Source organism: Hydrogenophaga luteola, assembly GCF_042648585.1.
Classification (GTDB): Bacteria; Pseudomonadota; Gammaproteobacteria; order Burkholderiales; family Burkholderiaceae_C; genus Hydrogenophaga; species Hydrogenophaga luteola.
In genome coordinates this window covers 145,560-163,593 of sequence record NZ_JBHRXX010000005.1, presented here as the reverse complement: position 1 = coordinate 163,593, position 18,034 = coordinate 145,560, and the positions used below count along the sequence as shown (strand labels likewise).

Annotated in this window: 15 protein-coding genes; 12 read left to right on the top strand and 3 right to left on the bottom strand. The window is 68.7% G+C overall.

The window, feature by feature from the left end; translation table 11 throughout:
- The first annotated feature begins 11 nt into the window (after positions 1 to 11).
- From ACFOPI_RS10830 to ACFOPI_RS10795, 8 genes are all read left to right on the top strand, one after another.
- Positions 12 to 1,472: an NAD-dependent succinate-semialdehyde dehydrogenase gene (locus ACFOPI_RS10830; protein ID WP_382173725.1), complete on the top strand. Its 1,461-nt coding sequence runs from the start codon at positions 12 to 14 to the stop codon at positions 1,470 to 1,472.
- A gap of 17 nt (positions 1,473 to 1,489) precedes the next feature.
- Complete coding sequence (locus ACFOPI_RS10825; RefSeq protein ID WP_382173723.1) at positions 1,490 to 2,854, top strand: aminotransferase class III-fold pyridoxal phosphate-dependent enzyme; 1,365 nt, start codon at positions 1,490 to 1,492, stop codon at positions 2,852 to 2,854.
- Positions 2,851 to 4,119 (top strand): Tm-1-like ATP-binding domain-containing protein, encoded by a 1,269-nt coding sequence (locus tag ACFOPI_RS10820; protein ID WP_382173721.1) that lies wholly within the window; start codon positions 2,851 to 2,853, stop codon positions 4,117 to 4,119. Before ACFOPI_RS10825 ends, ACFOPI_RS10820 begins: the two co-directional genes overlap by 4 nt.
- A 32-nt stretch (positions 4,120 to 4,151) precedes the next feature.
- A complete protein-coding gene (locus ACFOPI_RS10815) occupies positions 4,152 to 5,825 on the top strand; it encodes a methyl-accepting chemotaxis protein (protein ID WP_382173719.1) in 1,674 nt (557 codons plus the stop codon).
- Positions 5,822 to 6,478, top strand: a complete 657-nt coding sequence (locus tag ACFOPI_RS10810; RefSeq protein WP_382173717.1) for an HAD-IA family hydrolase — start codon at positions 5,822 to 5,824, stop codon at positions 6,476 to 6,478. Before ACFOPI_RS10815 ends, ACFOPI_RS10810 begins: the two co-directional genes overlap by 4 nt.
- Before the next feature lie 34 nt (positions 6,479 to 6,512).
- Positions 6,513 to 7,439, top strand: coding sequence for a 4,5-DOPA-extradiol-dioxygenase (gene ygiD / locus ACFOPI_RS10805; protein WP_382173715.1), 927 nt, complete (start codon positions 6,513 to 6,515; stop codon positions 7,437 to 7,439).
- 28 nt (positions 7,440 to 7,467) lie between these two features.
- On the top strand, positions 7,468 to 8,169 hold the full coding sequence (locus ACFOPI_RS10800; RefSeq protein ID WP_382173713.1) for an alpha/beta hydrolase: 702 nt from the start codon (positions 7,468 to 7,470) through the stop codon (positions 8,167 to 8,169).
- A gap of 94 nt (positions 8,170 to 8,263) precedes the next feature.
- The gene (locus ACFOPI_RS10795; protein ID WP_382173711.1) at positions 8,264 to 8,971 is read left to right on the top strand and encodes an alpha/beta hydrolase; all 708 of its coding nucleotides are present in this window, start codon (positions 8,264 to 8,266) and stop codon (positions 8,969 to 8,971) included.
- A gap of 75 nt (positions 8,972 to 9,046) precedes the next feature.
- Here the strand turns inward: ACFOPI_RS10795 and ACFOPI_RS10790 are convergent, their stop codons facing one another.
- The 3 genes from ACFOPI_RS10790 to ACFOPI_RS10780 are packed head-to-tail and all read right to left on the bottom strand — an operon-like array spanning position 9,047 to position 13,017.
- Positions 9,047 to 10,627 carry an MFS transporter gene (locus ACFOPI_RS10790; protein WP_382173710.1) on the bottom strand — a complete coding sequence of 527 codons (1,581 nt, stop codon included), beginning with the start codon at positions 10,625 to 10,627 and terminating at the stop codon, positions 9,047 to 9,049.
- Positions 10,628 to 10,649: 22 nt separating this feature from the next.
- On the bottom strand, positions 10,650 to 12,110 hold the full coding sequence (locus tag ACFOPI_RS10785) for an 8-oxoguanine deaminase (RefSeq protein WP_382173709.1): 1,461 nt from the start codon (positions 12,108 to 12,110) through the stop codon (positions 10,650 to 10,652).
- Between the two features lies 1 nt (position 12,111).
- Positions 12,112 to 13,017 carry a LysR family transcriptional regulator gene (locus tag ACFOPI_RS10780; protein ID WP_382173707.1) on the bottom strand — a complete coding sequence of 302 codons (906 nt, stop codon included), beginning with the start codon at positions 13,015 to 13,017 and terminating at the stop codon, positions 12,112 to 12,114.
- Between the two features lie 123 nt (positions 13,018 to 13,140).
- Between ACFOPI_RS10780 and gcl the strand changes: the two genes are divergently transcribed.
- The 4 genes from gcl to ACFOPI_RS10760 are packed head-to-tail and all read left to right on the top strand — an operon-like array spanning position 13,141 to position 18,027.
- Positions 13,141 to 14,928, top strand: coding sequence for a glyoxylate carboligase (gcl, locus tag ACFOPI_RS10775; RefSeq protein WP_382173705.1), 1,788 nt, complete (start codon positions 13,141 to 13,143; stop codon positions 14,926 to 14,928).
- Between the two features lie 23 nt (positions 14,929 to 14,951).
- Entirely contained in the window at positions 14,952 to 15,749 is a 798-nt protein-coding gene (gene hyi / locus ACFOPI_RS10770) for a hydroxypyruvate isomerase (RefSeq protein ID WP_382173703.1), read from the top strand.
- Entirely contained in the window at positions 15,719 to 16,684 is a 966-nt protein-coding gene (glxR, locus tag ACFOPI_RS10765; RefSeq protein WP_382173702.1) for a 2-hydroxy-3-oxopropionate reductase, read from the top strand. The genes hyi and glxR overlap by 31 nt, the downstream gene beginning before the upstream one ends.
- Positions 16,685 to 16,707: 23 nt before the next feature.
- Positions 16,708 to 18,027, top strand: a complete 1,320-nt coding sequence (locus ACFOPI_RS10760) for a glycerate kinase type-2 family protein (RefSeq protein ID WP_382173701.1) — start codon at positions 16,708 to 16,710, stop codon at positions 18,025 to 18,027.
- The last annotated feature ends 7 nt before the right edge of the window (positions 18,028 to 18,034 follow it).

The following is an 18,034-nucleotide window of genomic DNA, read 5'->3' as shown; positions in this document are numbered from 1 at the left end:
CAGTGCTCGGCATGAGTTCTTCCTACCCCCATCTCTCCCTGCACGTGGCCGGTCAATGGCTGTCCGCGGCCTCGGGCGGCGAGCGCCCGGTCATCAACCCTGCCGACGAATGTGTGCTCGCCACACTGCCGCTGGCCGGCCCGGCCGAGCTGGCTGCGGCCGCCGAGTCGGCCCGGCGCGGCTTCGAGCGTTGGCGTCGCGTGCGACCGCACGACCGCTACGTCATCCTGCGCCGCGCCGCCGAGCTGCTGCGTCAGCGTGCCGATGAGATCGCCACCGTGCTCACGCTGGAGCAGGGCAAGCCGCAGGCCGAGGCCAAGCGCGAAGTCGTGCTCTCGGCCGACATCATCGACTTCCAGGCCGAAGAGGCCAAGCGCCTGTATGGCCGGGCGGTGGCCCCGCGCGTGGACGGCATCCTCTCGCACACCGTCACCCGCGTGCCGGTGGGACCGGTGGCCGCCTTCACGCCCTGGAACTTTCCGGTCAACCTGCCCAGCCGCAAGCTCGGCAGCGCGCTGGCTGCGGGCTGCAGCGTGGTGCTCAAGCCGGCAGAAGAGACGCCGGGCAGCGCCATGCTGCTCGTGCGCTGCTTTCTGGACGCCGGTGTGCCACCCGACGCGATCAACATGGTGTGTGGCGACCCGGCCGAGGTCTCTTCCTTTCTGATCGAGCGGCCCGAGATCGCCAAGGTCTCGGTCACCGGTTCGGTGGCTGTGGGCAAGCTGCTGGGCGAGCAGGCTGCCCGTCACGTCAAGCGCTTCACCGGCGAGCTGGGCGGCCACGCGCCCGTCATCGTCGCCGAGGACATGTGCGAAGGCGCTGGCCTGGACTTTGTGCTCAAGCAGTCGGTCACCGCCAAGTACCGCAACGCCGGCCAGGTCTGCGCCTCGCCGATCCGCTTCTACGTGCCGCGCGCGCAGCTGGCCGTCTTCAGCGAACGCTTCTCCGCCGCCGCGCGGAAGCTTCAACTCGGTTCGGGCCTGGACGCTGCCACTCAGATGGGACCGCTTTCGCACGCGCGCCGCATCGACGACATGGAGCGCTTCGTGGACGACGCCGTGGGCCAGGGCGCGCGCCTGCTCACCGGTGGCCACCGCGTGCAGCGGTCCGGCTTTTTCTTCGAACCCACCGTCTTCGCCGAGGCGCCGGCCAGCACCCGCCTGATGCAGCAGGAGCCCTTCGGACCGATCGCTGTGATCCAGCCCTACGACACGCTGGACGCCGCCATCGAACAGGCCAACGCGCTGCCCTACGGTCTGGGCGCCTATGCCTTCACGCGCGACCTGCACACCGCCCACCGCCTGGGCGAAGGCATCGAGGCCGGCATGGTCGGCATCAACCACTTCGGCGTCTCGCAGCCCGAGCTGCCCTTCGGCGGCATCCGCGAAAGCGGCATCGGCCACGAACAGGGCCCCGAGGGCATCACGCACTACACCGAAATCAAAACCATCACCGTCGGCCAACCCTTCTGAACCCGGGAGCACATCACATGAGCAGCATCGACCAACTCAAAGCCGACAACGCCGAATTCCAGTGGCACCCCATGGCGCACCCGGCGGCCATGAAAAAGGCCAAGCCCGACATCGTCGCGCGCGGCGAGGGCTGCTGGATCTGGGACGTGGACGGCCACAAGCTGCTGGACGGAGTGGGCGGCCTGTGGGCCAGCAACCTGGGCCACAGCGCCACGGCGGTGCGCGACGCCATCGTCGCGCAGCTCGACGAACTGCCCTTCTACAACACCTTCCGCGGCACCTCGCACCCGCGCGCCATCGAGCTCTCGGCGCGGCTCGTGAAGCTGATGGAGCCCGACGGTGTGGCCAGCGTGATGTTCTCCAGCGGCGGATCGGACGCGGTGGAAACCGCGCTCAAGCTGGCCCGCCAGTACCACAAGCTGCGCGGCGAGAAGGATCGCTTCAAGTTCATCAGCCTGCGCCAGGGCTACCACGGCGTGCACTTCGGCGGCATGAGCGTCAATGGCAACACCAACTTCCGCCGCGCCTACGAGCCGCTGCTGCCCGGTTGCTTCCACATCGACACGCCCTGGCTCTACCGCAACCCCTACACGAACGACCCGCTGGAACTGGGCGAGATCTGCGCCGAGCTGCTGGAGCGCGAGATCGTGTTCCAGGGCCCGGACACCGTGGCCGCCTTCATCGCCGAGCCGGTGCAGGGCGCGGGCGGCGTGATCGTGCCACCGGCCAACTACTGGCCGCTTGTGCGCAAGATCTGTGACAAATACGGTGTGTTGCTGATCGCCGACGAGGTGGTCACCGGCTTCGGCCGCACCGGCCATCTGTTCGGCACCCGCCTGTGGGGCGTGACCGCCGACCTGTGGTGCCTGGCCAAGGGCATCAGCTCGGGCTATGTGCCGCTGGGCGCGACAGCGATCTCGGGCAAGGTCGCCCAGGTGTTCAACGACGACAAGACCGGCCAGGCCGCCGTGGGCCACGGCTATACGTACAGTGCCCACCCGGTGGCCGCCGCCGCGGCGCTGGCCACGCTGGACCAGATCGCTGCGCTGGACGTGCCGGGCAACGCCGGGCGCGTCGGCGCGGTGATGCAGGAGCGCCTGCGCAAGCTGGAGCAGACCTGCAGCTTCGTCGGCAACGTGCGCGGCGTCGGCCTGATGCTGGGCATCGAGATGGTGGACGACAAGGCAACGCGCGCGCCCATGCCGCGCAGCAGCGACATCCCGGCACGTGTGGCCAAGGAGGCCTACCAGCGCGGCCTGATGGTGCGAATCTCCGGCCCCAATCTCATCCTCTCGCCGCCTCTGGTGATCTCACTCGAAGAGGTGAACCACCTGTGCGACACGCTGGAGGCCGCATTCGCCGCTGTGGAGGCCAGCCTGTGAGCCCGACGAAGGCTGGTCGCCCGCCGGTCATCCTGCTGATCGGCACCGTCGACACCAAGAGCGACGAGATGGCCTACCTGCGCGAGTCGGTCGAGCATCTTGGTGGCCGCGCAGTGGTGATGGATGTGGGCGTGCTGGGCCGGGGCGGCTTCACGCCCGACATCCTCAACAGCGAGGTGGCCGCCGCCGCGGGGGTGACGTTGCAGCAGGTGATGGAAACGGGCGACGAGAACACCTCGATGAAGCTCATGGCCACCGGCGCGTCGCTGATCGCGACCCAGTGGTTCGTCGAGGGGCGCTTCGACGGCTTGCTGGCCCTGGGCGGCACCATGGGCACCGACCTGGCGCTGGACGTGGCCAACGCGCTGCCGCTGGGCTGCCCGAAGGTAGTGCTCTCCACCATCGCCTACTCGCCGCTGATCCCGCCCGACCGCATCCCGCCCGACCTCATCATGCGGCTGTGGGCCGGTGGCCTGTACGGGCTGAACCGGCTGTGCAAGGCGGCGCTGGGCCAAGCAGCGGGTGCGGTGGTGGGCGCCTGCCTGGCGCGCGCGGCCGAGGCCGACCCGCGCCCTGTGGTGGGCATGACCTCGCTGGGCAGCAGCGCGCTCTCCTATATGAAGAAGCTCAAGCCGGCGCTGGAGGCGCGCGGCTACGAGCTGGCGGTGTTCCACACCACCGGCATGGGCGGGCGTGCGTTCGAAGACCTGGCACGGCGCGGCTACTTCGCCTGCGTGATGGACTTCAGCCTGCAGGAACTGGTGAACGACCTGGCCGGCAGCTGCGTGAGCGCCGGCAGCGAGCGCCTGCTCGGCGCAGGCCTCGCAGGCGTACCGCAGATCGTGGCACCGGGCGCGACCGACATGGTCGACTTTCCGGCCTGGACGCGCTGCCCCTCACAGTTTGAAGGCCGCTCGGTGCACGAGCACAACCGCCTGATCGCCTCGGTCTGCATCGACCCCGAGATGCGCCGCCACGTGGCGCGCGCCATCGCGGACCGGCTGGAGCGGGCCACCGGTCCCACCTGCCTGCTGCTGCCCACGGGTGGCGTGGAGCAGTGGGACCGGCTTGGCGAACCGCTGCACGACCCCGAAGGTCTCAAGGCCTTCAGCGACGAAATGGTCCATGTCGTCTCGCCCGAAACCGTGTTCCAGCCGGTGCAAGCCCACATCAACGACGATGCCTTCGCACAGGCCGCCTTGGCCGTGTTCGACGCCTGGGTGGCCAATGGGCTGGTCGCTGCCAGTCCCATGAACAACCATTGAGCCCGGTCCAGGCATTCAGCGAACCCCTAGGCATGTTCCATACCCTTTTCAACTGGTTCAAGGCCCCCAATAAGACTGACCTGGCACCCACTGGCCTGCTCACCCGCCCACCTGAGCACGCGCCGCTCAGGCCTCTGCTGCTGCGCGTGTTCGACGTCACCGGACAGCTGCGCCTGGCCGCCGGTCGGGGTCTGGGCAGCCTGAACCTGGGATTGAAGGAAGGCGCCTCGCGTGCCACCCAGCTGGAGCAGATGCTGGTGAACACCGAAGGCCGCATTGACCGCAGCCGCGAGGTGGCGGCGCGCATTGAAGAGCGCTTGCTGGCCGACACCTCGGCTTCGGCTGGCAGATTGCGCGAGGGCCTGGCCTCCGGGGAGGCAGAGCTGGCGAGGGTGCGGGGCTCGACGCTGGAGGTCATCGACTCCATCGAGCAGGTGGCGCGTCAGATCAACATTGTTGCGCTCAACGCGTCCATCGAGGCGGCGCGCGCGGGTGAGCAAGGACGCGGTTTCGCCGTCGTTGCTTCCGAGGTGCGCATGCTGGCGCAGCGTGCACTGGAGGCTTCGGTCCAAGCCCGCGCCGGGCTGGACTTCAGCTCACTGCAGCAGCGCCTGGACGGTTTGAGCGACAGCACCTCGCAAGAGCTCGATGCGCTCGCCGGCACCATCAACCACGCCTTGGTGGAGTTGCGTGGCAACTTCGACACCATCGCCGCCGATCTGGACCAGGCCTCCCAGCACAACCGCGTGGTCGCCGAGACCCTGCCCGTGTTGACCCAGCGGCTGGAGACCGTGGACACCCGGCTGTCACAGGTGGAAGCGCTGGAAAAGGACGTGCGCGTCGCGCTGGACGCGACCACCGAGCCGGATGCAGCGTTGACCCAGACATTGAACCAGCGGCACCTCCTGCAGGCTGCGGGCAGTGACGCGGTGCAGCGCATTCGGGCGCGGGGCCGCCTGCGCGTGGCGGTGGAGCCGGGATTTGTCGGTCTTTCGTTCCGCCTGCGTGCCGGGGGCGCCTTGCAGGGTCTGGACGTTGAATACGCACAGGCCTTCGCGAGACACTTGGGCGTGCAGGTGGAGTTCGTCGAGACCGTCTGGGACCAGTGCCTGGGTTTGCCGTACTTTGGGCGCGACTTCCGCGAAGCCCCGGTGGATCTGGTGTGGTCTGCGTTGCCACCGGCGCCCGAATTCACCGGCCTGACTTTCAGCCAACCCTACACCCGCCACCCCATGGTGCTGGCCCGGCGGCGTAACGACACCCGCGTGACAGGCCTTCTCAGTCTGGAGGGCAAGGTGCTGGGTTGCGGCTACGACCCCGGCGCCTTCGAGGCGCTGCAGGCCGCAGGCGTGCGCTGGCAGGCCAACCGCGACCTGCCGGGTGCGTCCGTGCAACTGGGCAGCCTGATCGCCTATCCCGACCCCACGCGCATCTACGACGCGCTGGCCGATGCGCGGATCGACGCCTTCTTCGTGGAACGCCCCATCTTCCACTGGGCAGCCAGTGCGCCGGAAAGCCCGTGGTCTTCCCGTCTGCAGTTGGTGCCCAACGGCCTGATCGACGACGAGTTGCCCTACGTGGTGGGGGCGGCAGACACGCCAGAGGGCCACGCATTGATTGCCGAGGTGAACCACTTCCTGAGGGTCTTCTCCGGTACCACGCAACAAATCGCCATCGAATGTCGATGGCAAGGACTCAGTACATGACCGAAGCTTCCGCAAGCGCCCTGGTGCTCGACTTTGGCGGCGTCATCAGCCGCATGCTGTTCGAGACGCACGACTTGTCCGAGCAGGCCCTGGGCCTGCCGCCCGGCACCCTCACCTGGAGGGGGCCGTTCGACCCTTCGACCGATCCGCTCTGGCAGGACATGCAGGCCGACAAGCTGAGCGAACGCGACTACTGGATGGCCCGCACCCGCGAGGTGGGGCGCCTGGTGGGCGAGTACTGGGACCGCATGGAAACCTTCGTGCAGCGCGCACGCGGCGCCGACGTGGAGGCCGTGATCCGGCCCGAGGCGGTCTCGATCATCTGCGCGGCGAAAGCCGCCGGGAAGAAGCTGGCCATCCTCTCCAACGAGCTGGATCTCTTCTATGGCACCGACTTCCGCAGCCGCCTGCCGTTGCTGCAGCTGTTCGACGTGATTGTGGACGCCACCTACACCGGCATCCTCAAGCCCGACCCGCGCGCCTACGCCGCCGTGACCGAGGCACTGGGGCTGCCCGCTGGCGAATGTGTGTTCGTCGACGACCAGAAGCGCAACGCCGACGGCGGTGTGAAGGCCGGGATGCAGGTGGTGCACTTCGACGTGCTGCAGCCGGCGGCATCCTTTGAGAAGGCGCGGGAACTGTTGGGTCTGTAGGCGCTCTCTTCATGGCAACAACGCCTTGAAGAATATGAACCCCCTGAAGAACGCCCCCCGGCGCACGCTGCTGGCCGCGACCGGCGCGGGCGCCGTCCTGCTCACCCTCGGGGCCTGGCTGCGCCAGACACCGGACGCCCAGGCCCAAGCCATGCCCAGCACCCTGCCTCTCATGACCGGTCCCGCACCGGCCCTCTTCATCGGCCACGGCAGCCCGATGAACGCGATCCAGAGCAACCGTTTCACGCAGACCCTGACCCGGTGGGGTGAGGCGCTGGGCCGCCCCAAGGCCATCCTCATGGTGTCGGCCCACTGGCTGACCGAGCGCGACACACGGGTGTCCACGACCGAGAAGCCACCGATGATCTACGACTTCGGTGGCTTCCCGGCTCCGCTGTACGAGGTGCAGTACCCCGCGCCCGGCGCGCCGTCCGAGGCGCTCGGCGCCGCGGCGAGGCTGGCGCCCCGCCAGGTGATCCAGGACGCCCGGCGCGGACTGGACCATGGCACCTGGAGCGTACTCAAGCACCTGTACCCGGCGGCCGACGTGCCGGTGTTCCAGCTGTCCATCGACATCGCGCGCGATGGTGCGTACCACCTGGCGCTGGGCCGCGCGCTGTCGGCCTTGCGCGGTGAGGGCGTGATGATCGTGGGCAGCGGCAACGTGGTGCACAACCTGCGCATCCTCGACGAGACCGCGGGTGAAACCGAGCGCGCAAGCACCCCCTGGGCCCAGGCCTTCGACGACACCGTGAAGCAGGCGATGGACGCCGGGGATGCCCGGGCGCTGGCGGAATGGGCGTCCCTGACCGAAGGCGCCGCCACGGCTGTGCCGTTCCCCGACCACTACTTTCCGATGCTCTATGCCCTCGGTGCGGCGCAGGCGAACGAAAAGCCCCGCCACGTGTTCGAGGGCTTTCACGAAGGTACGCTCTCGATGCGCTGCGTGCAGTGGGGCTGATCCGCAGCGACCGCGCTATGCTGGCCGCATGACCTCCTCCATCGAACTCATCGAATTCACCACCGGCGGTGATCCCGCCGCCGAGCCAGTGGCCAGCATCGTGGTGCTGCACGGCCTGGGCGCCGACGGCCGCGACTTCGTGCCCGTGGCCCAGGCCATGGACCTCTCTGCCATCGGCCCGGTGCGCTTCGTGTTCCCCAGTGCACCGGTGCGGCCGGTGACGATCAACGGGGGCTATGAAATGCGCGCCTGGTACGACATCTATCCGCCCGGCAGCGATCCTTCCGTGCCCCGGCGCGAGGACGAACCCGGGCTGCGCGAGAGCCAGGCCATCGTGCAGCAGTTGCTGGACCGGGAGGCGCAGCGCGGCGTGCCACCGGGTCGCACCGTGCTCATGGGCTTCTCGCAGGGCTGCGCCATGACCCTGCTGGCCGGCCTGCGTGCTCCGCAGCAGCTGGCCGGGCTGGTGGCGCTCTCGGGCTACCTGCCGCTGGCGGCAAGCACGGCGGCGGAGGCCAGCGAGGCCAGCCGCGGTGTGCCGGTGTTCATGGCGCATGGCGATGCCGACGACATCGTGGTGCCGTCGCGCGGCGAGGCGGCGCGTGATGCCCTGGTCGACCTGGGCTGTCCGGTGGAATGGCAGATCTATCCCATGGGGCACGAGGTGTGCATGGACGAGGTGGCCGACCTCAACGCCTGGTTGCTGCGGCGGTTCGCGGGCCAGGCGTGATCGATGTTTGTTACGGATCAATTCAACTGCAACCAACTGACGCCGGAGCGCCGGTGACCTTTGGCAGCGCAACGGCTGGCGCTATGCTGGCAGCATGAACAGCCGTCGGAAGATTCAGCTGCGCGAAACCGTCACCGGCGACGACCCGTCGGCGGTGCCCTCCGCCACGCTGATCGTCCTGCACGGACTGGGGGCCGAGGGGCGCGACTTCGCGCCGCTGGTCAATGAGCTGGACCTGTCGTCCGCAGGGCCGGTGCGGTTCGTGTTCCCCAATGCGCCCCTGCGCACAGTGAACGTTGGCGGTGGCGAACCCATGCGCGCCTGGTACGACCCGCGCCCTGTGGCCGCCGAGACCGGTGCCGTGTCGACGCAGGACGAAGAGGGCCTGCGTGCGTCCTGCGAAATCGTGCAGGCGCTGATCGACCGGGAGGCGGCGCGCGGCATGCCCCCCGGCCATGTGGTGCTGCTGGGCTTTTCCCAGGGTGCGGTGATGACGCTGATGGCGGGACTGCGCGCACCCCAGCGCCTGGCCGGTCTGGTGGTGCTCTCGGGCTACCTGCCGCTGTCCATTGCCACCGAGGCCGAGGCCAGCGCCGCCAACCGCGACGTGCCCATCTTCATGGCGCACGGCCGGCAGGACCCGGTGGTGCTGCCCCAGCGCGCCGAGTCCTCGCGCGACAAGCTGCTGCGCATGGGCTACGACATCGCTTGGCACGACTACCCGATGGGGCACGAGGTCTGCCAGCAGGAGGTGCGCGACCTCAGCGGCTGGCTGTCGGTGCTGCTTGCGCCCTGGCATTGAGCGCGGCGGCGCTCAGCGCGCCGCGTTCACCAGGGCGTTGGTCAGGCGGCTGTGCCGATCCAGCTTCTTCAGGTGTCACCGCTCTGCGACGTAGTGCGACATGTGCGCACTCTCTCCGGGTGCCAGAAACCCCCGCACTTCCGCTTCGAGCGTGTGGTCGGCCACGGTGGCGCGGGCGCGCTGGTGCAGGTAGTCGGCCCACGAGGCGACGATGAAGCGCTCCACATAGCGCGAGGGTTCGCCCAGGTCCTTGTAGACGCGCCAGAAGGTGGCGCCATCGCGTCGGCGCGGCGCCTTCATGCGGCTGATGGTGTCCAGGAAAGCCTTGTCTTCGCCGACCCGGATGCGGTAACCCACTTCCACGGCCACCGGGCCTGCCTCCGGGTTGGGTTCGGCCTCGACAAACAGCTCGTCCCAAGGGGTGCCCTGTGTCACTTCGTGCGCTTCGCCCACGCGCAGCGGGAACGGGCGCGCCAGCAGCAGTCCCGCCGCCATCAGGCCCCCTGCGGCCACCAGGGCGGTTGTGAGGCCGGTGATGTCGGACAGCGCACCCCAGAAAGCCGAGCCGATGGCGAACGCACCGAGCGAAGCCACGATGTGCAGCGCCACGGCGCGTGAACGAACCCAGGCCGGTGCGCTGGCTTGCGTGGCAGTGTTGAAGGTGGACATGGCCGCCATCCAGGCCGCACCGCCCACAGCCATGGCGGCGTACACCAGCAGCGGCACCCGAACCCAGGCGGCCAGCAGCATGACGGTGGCGAACGCCACGCAGGCCACGGCGATGATGGCTTCGAGCCCGAAGCGGTTGCGCAGCCGGCCAATCACCAGGCCCGAGGCCACCGCCCCGGTGCCCATGCAGCCCATCAGCAGGCCGAAACCCTGCGCTCCGGTGCCGAGCTGGCGCTGCGCGATCACCGGCAGCAGTGCCCACAGGGCCGAGCCGGCGGCGCTGTAGGCCATCACGCGCACCAGTTGCGCCAGGATGATCCGCGAGTGCCAGGCGAAACGCAGACCGCTCAGCGTGCCGCCCCACAGTCGCTCGGCCGGCAGGCGCGACGGTGGGTGGGCCTTGGGCGGCCAGCGGCGGATCGATTCCCACATCACCACCGTGGTGAACACCGTCACCACGAACACCCAACCCGCACCAAGCATCGCAAACAGGAGGCCGGCCAGCGTGGGGCCGATGGCGCGTGCCGCGTTGTAGGCGATGCCGATGGCCGTGATCGCCTGCGGCCATTCGTCGCGCGGCACCGGGTCGATCACCGACGAGTTCCAGGCCGGTGTCAACACGGCCGTGCAGCAGCCGCACACGAACACCAGGAACAGCACCGAAGCCGGCCCGCCCCAGCCGCCGAGCACCAGCAAGGCCAGCAGCACGCAGGCCACCACCTGCGCAACCAGCGCGCCCGAGATCAGGCGGCGGCGGTCGGTGGTGTCGGCCAGTACCCCGGCTGGCAGCGCCAGCAGGAACATGGGAAGGAAGACGGCGGTCTGCACCAGTGCCGCCAGAAAGGACGAGCCGGTCAGCTGGACCATCAGCCAGGCCGCAGCCATGGTCTGCATGCCGCTGCCGATGAAGAAGACTGCGCCACACAGCCAGAGCCCGCGAAAAGCAGGTTGTCGCAGGGGGCTCCAGATGGAGTGGGAGGGGGTCATCGGGCCATTGTCCCGCAGGGGCTCAGACTCGCCGCGCGGCCTCGGTCAAAACCCTGGCCAGGCGGTTGTGCCGCTCCACCAGCGGCCCCAGGTCGACGGTCGCCAGCCGACGTTCCCGCACCACCACCCGGCCATTGACCACCGTGTACGCCGCCTGAGGGCTGGCACACAGCAGCAGGCTGGCCACCGGGTCGTGCACCGCGCCGCCCGCGAAGCCGAGTGTGCGCAAGTCGAACAGCGCGAAGTCTGCGCACATGCCCGGCGCCAGGTGGCCGATGTCGGCGCGGCCCAGCACCTGCGCCCCGCCGCGCGTGGCGACGTGCAGCGCGTCGCGCGCGGTCATCTCGGCCGGGCCGAGGTCGCAGCCGAAGAAGGTCTTGCCCTCGCGGGTCTCGGGGGCTGAGAGCGCGCGGCCCACGCGCGCCAGCAGCAGCGCCTGTCGCGCCTCGTTCACCATGTGGGCACCGTCGTTGCTGGCGCTGCCGTCCACGCCCAGACCCACCGGCACGCCGGCGTTGAGCATGCGGCGGATAGGGGCGATGCCGGAAGCCAGGCGCATGTTGCTGCAGGGGCAGTGCGCCACGCCGGTGCGGCTGGCGGCAAACAGCGAGATGCCCTCGTTGTCGAGCTTGACGCAGTGCGCGTGCCAGACGTCGTCGCCCAGCCAACCCAGTTCCTGCGCGTACTGTGCGGGCGTTCGGTTGAACTTTTCGCGGCTGTAGGCGATGTCGTGGTCGTTTTCGGCCAGGTGGGTGTGCAGGCGCACGCCCTGTCCCTTGAAGCTGCGCGCCAGTTCGGCGCTCTGCTTCATCAGCGCGGGGCTGACGGAGAAGGGCGAACACGGCGCCAGCGCGATCTGCACCATGGCGCCGTGTGACGCGTCGTGCCAGGCCTCGATCAGGCGCTGGCTGTCCTTCAGGATGGCGTCTTCTTTCTCCACGACCCGGTCCGGTGGCAGGCCGCCCTGCGACTGGCCCACGCTCATGCTGCCGCGCGTGGCGACGAAGCGCATGCCGATGCGCTGGGCGGCCTCGAGGCTGTCCTCCAGCCGCACGCCGTTGGGGTAGATGTAGAGGTGGTCGCTGCTGGTGGTGCAGCCGCTCATCAGCAGCTCGGCCATGGCGACTTGGGTCGAGACCTGCACCATCTCGGGTGTCAGGCCGGCCCAGATGGGATACAGCCCGCGCAGCCATGAAAACAGCTCCGCGTCCTGCACGCCGGGGATGGCGCGCGTGAGCGACTGGTACATGTGGTGGTGGGTGTTCACCAGACCGGGGGTGACCAGGTGGCCACGCGCGTCGATGGTCTCGTCCGCCGATTCGAGCAGGGCGCGCGGCAGTTCGGCGGTCGGGCCGAGCCACTCGATCACGTTGTCACGCACGAAAAGACTCGCGTCCTTCAGTTCGCGGCCCTGGGCCGGATCGGCGTGGTCGAAGGTGGCGATGCAGGTGGCGTTGTGGATCAGCAGGGTCTTCGGATTCATGTCACTTCAACCAGTAGTTCGGTTTGGAGAAAGTCTTCTTCAGGTGCTCGATGAAAAAGCGCACCTTGGCCGGCAGATGGCGCTGCTGCGGGTACACGGCCAGGATGTCGTAGGCGGGCAGGGCGAACTCGTCGAGCACGGTCACCAGCTCGCCACGCTGCAGCTGCGCCTGGATCTCCCAGGTGCTGCGCCAGCCCAGGCCCAGGCCCTCGCTGACCCAGCGGTGCAGCAGCTCGCCGTCGTTGCAGTCCAGGTTGCCCTCGGCACGCACCGTCACGGTCTTGCCGTCCTGCTGGAAGTACCAGCCGCGCTGCTGACCGCCCTGCAGGTTGAAGGCCAGGCAGTTGTGCTGTGCCAGGTCGTCCAGCGTTTGCGGCTCGCCGTGTTTGCGGAAGTAGGCCGGCGTGCCACAAACCACGCGCTGGTTGGTGGCGAGCTTGATGGCGACGAAGTTCGGGTCGATGGCGCCGCCGATGCGGATGCCCATGTCGTAGCCCTCGCGCACCAGGTCCACCACCCGGTCCGTCAGGTTGAACGACAGCTTGACGGCGGGGTGGGCCTTGAGGAAAGCGCTGGCATGCGGCGCCACATGCAGCCGCCCGAAGGCCGCGGGCGCGGACACGATGAGGTGGCCGCTGGCCTGGTGCTTCTGCGCCGCCACGCTGGCCTCGGCCTGTGCCCACTGCGCCAGCAGGGGCCGGCATTCGTCGAGGAAGCGCGCGCCCGCGTCGGTCAGCACCAGACGCCGGGTGGAACGGTGCATCAGCTGCGTGCCCAGACGCTTTTCCAGCGCGTCGATGCGCCGGCCCATCATCACCGGAGTAATGCCGGCGTGCAGCGCGGCCGCGGCCAGGCTGCCGTGCTCCATCACCTGCACGAAGGCTTCGATTTCCTTGTAGCGGTCCATGGCCGGATGTTATGCCTTTGATTGCGTACCGGAAGTATCGAATCAACTGACCGTCAGTGGCATTCACAAGACCGTATGGTGTCCATAGCATGGACCCCAGTTCACAAACCACTGGAGACAGGCATGGCCAAGATGAGAGCCGCGATGGCGGCGGTGCTGGTGATGGAGAAGGAAGGCATTGCCCAGGCCTTCGGTGTGCCGGGGGCAGCCATCAACCCGCTGTACGCCGCGCTGCGCGAGCGCGGCAGCATCACCCATGTGCTGGCCCGCCATGTGGAGGCCGCCTCGCACATGGCCGAGGGCTACACACGCGCCCGCGCCGGCAACATCGGCGTCTGCATCGGTACCAGCGGGCCGGCCGGCACCGACATGATCACCGGCCTGTATTCGGCCAGTGCCGATTCGATACCGATTCTCTGCATCACCGGGCAGGCGCCGCGCGCCCGGCTGTACAAGGAAGACTTCCAGGCGGTGGACATCGAAAGCATCGCCAAACCCGTGACCAAGTGGGCCGTGACGGTGCGCGAACCGGCCCTGATGCCGCGCGTGTTCCAGCAGGCCTTCCACCTCATGCGTTCCGGCCGACCCGGCCCGGTGCTGATCGACCTGCCGTTCGATGTGCAAATGGCCGAGATCGAGTTCGACATCGAGACCTACGAACCGCTGCCGGTCTACAAACCCGCGGCCACGCGCCGGCAGATCGAAAAGGCGCTGGACATGCTGGCCGCCTCGGAAAAACCGCTGATCGTGGCCGGTGGCGGCATCCTCAACGCCGACGCGGCCGATCTGCTGGTGCAGTTCGCGGAAGTCACCGGCGTGCCGGTGATCCCCACGCTCATGGGCTGGGGTTCCATCCCCGATGACCACCCGCTCATGGCCGGCATGGTGGGCCTGCAGACGAGTCACCGTTACGGCAACGCGACGATGCTGGCGAGCGACTTCGTGCTGGGCATTGGCAACCGCTGGGCCAACCGCCACACCGGCAGCGTCGAGACCTACACCAAAGGCCGGACCTTTGTGCACGTGGACATCGAGCCGACGCAGATCGGCCGGGTGTTCGAGCCCGACTTCGGCATCGTGTCCGACGCCAAGGCCGCGCTTGAACTGTTCGTGCAGGTGGCGCGCGAGCGCGTGGCCGCCAGGACCTGGCCGAGCTATGCCGACTGGGCCGAGCGCTGCGCCGAGCGCAAGCGCGTGATGTTGCGCAAGACGCACTTCGAGCAGATTCCGATGAAGCCGCACCGCGTCTACGAGGAGATGAACCAGGTCTTCGGCCGCGACACGGTGTACGTCAGCACCATCGGCCTGTCGCAGATCGCGGCGGCGCAGTTCCTGCACGTCTACGGCCCGCGCCAGTGGATCAACTGCGGCCAGGCGGGGCCGCTGGGCTGGACGCTGCCCGCCGCGCTGGGGGTGGTCGCAGCGGACCCAACGAAAAACGTGGTGGCGCTGTCGGGCGACTACGACTTCCAGTTCCTGATCGAGGAATTGGCCGTGGGCGCGCAGTTCCGCCTGCCCTATGTGCACGTGCTGGTGAACAACAGCTACCTGGGCCTGATCCGCCAGAGCCAGCGCGGCTTCGACATGGACTACTGCGTGCAGCTGGCCTTCGAGAACCAGAACGTGCCGGAAGAAGCGGGCGAGCTGCGCGGCTACGGTGTCGACCACGTGGCCGTGGTGGAAGGCCTGGGCTGCAAGGCCCTGCGCGTGACCGACCCCGAACAGCTGCAGGGCGCGCTGCGACAGGCGCAGCAACTGGCCGACGAGCACCGCGTTCCTGTCGTCGTGGAATGCATACTGGAGCGGGTCACCAACATCGCCATGGGCACCGAGATCGACAAGGTGGTCGAGTTCGAAGACATCGACTGCCGCGCCGCGCAGGGCCTTGAAACCGCAGGTCTCCTGGACTGAGCACAACAACAACGGAATACAACATGCCGCAATTCGCCGCCAACCTCTCCATGCTCTGGAACGAGCTGCCCTTCCTCGACCGCTTCGACGCGGCGGCGAAGGCCGGTTTCAAGGCCGTGGAGTTCCTGTTTCCCTACGACTTCCCCGCCGAAGACATCGCCGATCGCCTGCAGCGCAACGGCCTGCAGCTGGTGCTGCACAACCTGCCGCCGGGCGACTGGGCTGCGGGCGAGCGTGGCATGGCCTGCATCCCGGGCCGTGAAGACGAGTTCCGCGCCGGGGTGGCCAAGGCCGCCGAATACGCGCCGGTGATCGGTGTGCAGCGCTGGCACTGCATGGCAGGTCTCATGCCCGCGGGCGTGAGCGAGGCGCAGGCGCGCGCCACCTGGGTGTCCAACGTGCGCTTTGCCGCGGCCGCGGCGAAGCAGCTGGGCCTGCCGCTGCTGATCGAACCCATCAACAGCTTCGACATGCCGGGTTACTTCGTGAACCGCCCGCGCCAGGCGATCGCGTTGATGGACGAGGTGGGTGCGGACAACGTGTTCCTGCAGTACGACATCTACCACGCGCAGCGCATGGAAGGCGAGCTGTGCAACACCATCAAGGATTTGCTGCCGCGCATCGCGCACATGCAGCTGGCCGACACGCCCGGCCGCCATGAGCCGGGCACCGGCGAGATCCACCACCGCAACCTGTTCGACCACATCGACGCGTTGGGCTACGCCGGCTGGATCGGTTGCGAATACAAGCCGAAAGACGCCACGCCAGGCGGTACCGACCGGGGCCTGTCATGGGTCGCCGCGCACGGACAACAGCTTTGAACAAAACCCTCGAGGAGACAAGACACATGACCAAGAGCGGCAGCAAGGTCGGCTTCATCGGCCTGGGCATCATGGGCACGCCCATGGCGCTGAACCTCATCAAGGCCGGCCACACTCTGTTCGTGGCCAGCCGCAGCAAGATCCCGGCCGAACTCGCCGAGGCGGGTGCGACGGTCTGCACCAACGCCACCGAGGTGGCCAAGCGCGCCGACGTGATCATCACCATGGTGCCGGACACACCGCATGTGCAGGACGTTCTGTTCGGCGAGACCGGCGTGGCCAATGGCCTGAGCGCGGGCAAGACCGTGGTTGATATGAGCAGCATCAGCCCCATGGCGACCAAGCAGTTTGCGCAGCAGATCAACGCCCTGGGCTGCGACTACCTGGACGCACCGGTCAGCGGTGGCGAGGTGGGTGCCAAGGCCGGCAGCCTGACCATCATGGTCGGCGGGCCGGAGGCGGCGTTCGAGCGCGTGAAGCCGCTGTTCGAGGCCATGGGCAAGAACATCACCCTGGTGGGCGGCAACGGCGACGGCCAGACCACCAAGGTGGCCAACCAGATCATCGTGGCGCTCAACATCGAGGCGGTGGCCGAGGCCCTGCTGTTCGCCAGCAAGGCCGGCGCCGACCCCGCCAAGGTGCGCCAGGCGCTGATGGGCGGTTTCGCGGCCAGCCGCATCCTGGAAGTGCACGGCGAGCGCATGGTCAAACGGACGTTCAACCCGGGTTTCCGCATCGAGCTGCACCAGAAGGACCTGAACCTGGCGCTGCAGGGTGCGAAGGAACTGGGCGTGAGCCTGCCGAACACGGCCAGCGTGGCGCAGCTGATGCAGAGCTGTGCGGCGCACGGCATGGCGGGGCTGGACCATTCGGCGCTCTGTCGTTCGCTGGAGATCGCGTCGAACCATGAGATCGCCCAGGCCCCCGCCGCCTGAGACCCCGCTAGACTGCGGCGACCATGACACAGCCTAGCCTGAACGACCCCCGCGCGCTGCTGCGCTATCTGTACGACGTGGCGGTGCAACGCGCGCTGCCGCTGCACAACACCGCTGCCCACCTGCCGGCGCCGCCAAAGGGTCGCACCCTGGTGCTGGGCGCGGGCAAGGCAGGCGGGGCGATGGCGCACGCGGTCGAGGCCCTGTGGCCGCAGGACGCGCCGCTCACGGGTCTGGTGGTCACGCGCTACGGCCACACGCCGCCGCGAACGCAAGGTCTGGCGCAACGCATCGAGGTGGTGGAAGCGGCGCACCCGGTGCCCGACGCGGCCGGCCTCGACGCCGCACAGCGCATCCTCGCGCTGACGCGCGGCCTGACCGAGGACGACCTGGTGCTGTGCCTCATCTCGGGCGGCGGTTCGTCGTTGCTGACCCTGCCCTGCGAAGGCCTGACGCTGGCAGACAAGCAGCGCATCAACCGGCAGTTGCTGGAGAGCGGCGCCCACATCGGCGAAATGAACACCGTGCGCAAGCACCTCTCGCGCATCAAGGGCGGGCGCCTGGCGGCGGCCTGCGCGCCCGCGAGCGTGGTCACGCTGACCATCAGCGACGTGCCGGGCGACGACGTGAGCGTGATCGCCAGCGGCCCCACGGTGGCCGACGCGACGACCTGCGCCGACGCGCTGGACATCCTGCGGCGCTACGGCATCGAAGTCCCTGCGTCGGTGCGGCAACAACTGGAAGCCGGCGCGCTCGAAACCCCCAAGCCCGGCGACCCGCGGCTGGCGCGCTGCGAAACCCACCTGATCGCCACGCCGCAGCAGAGCCTGGACGCGGCGGCCGATGCGGCCCGCGCGCTGGGCCTGCGCACCTACGTGCTCAGTGACGAGATCGAAGGCGAGTCGCGCGAGGTCGGCAAGGTGCACGCGGCGCTGGCGCGCTCGACGGCGCTGGGCCGCAGCAGCTTCGAGGCACCCTGCGTCATCCTCAGCGGTGGCGAAACCACGGTGACGGTGCGCCCGCGCGCCGAAGGCCAGCCCAGAGGCCGGGGCGGGCGGGCCGGTGAGTTCTGCATGGGTCTGGCGCAGGCGCTGGGCGGGCAGGAGAACGTGTGGGCGCTGGCAGCCGACACCGACGGCATCGACGGCGTGGAGGACAACGCGGGCGCCCTGGTCGCGCCCGACACGCTGGCGCGCGCCGCAGCCCAGGGCCTGAAGCTGGCCGACCACCTGGCCCGCAACGACGCGGTCGGCTTTTTCGAACCGCTGGGCGATCTGGTGGTCACCGGCCCCACGCACACCAACGTCAACGACTTCCGCGCGCTGCTCGTGACCCGGTCGTAAGCCGATC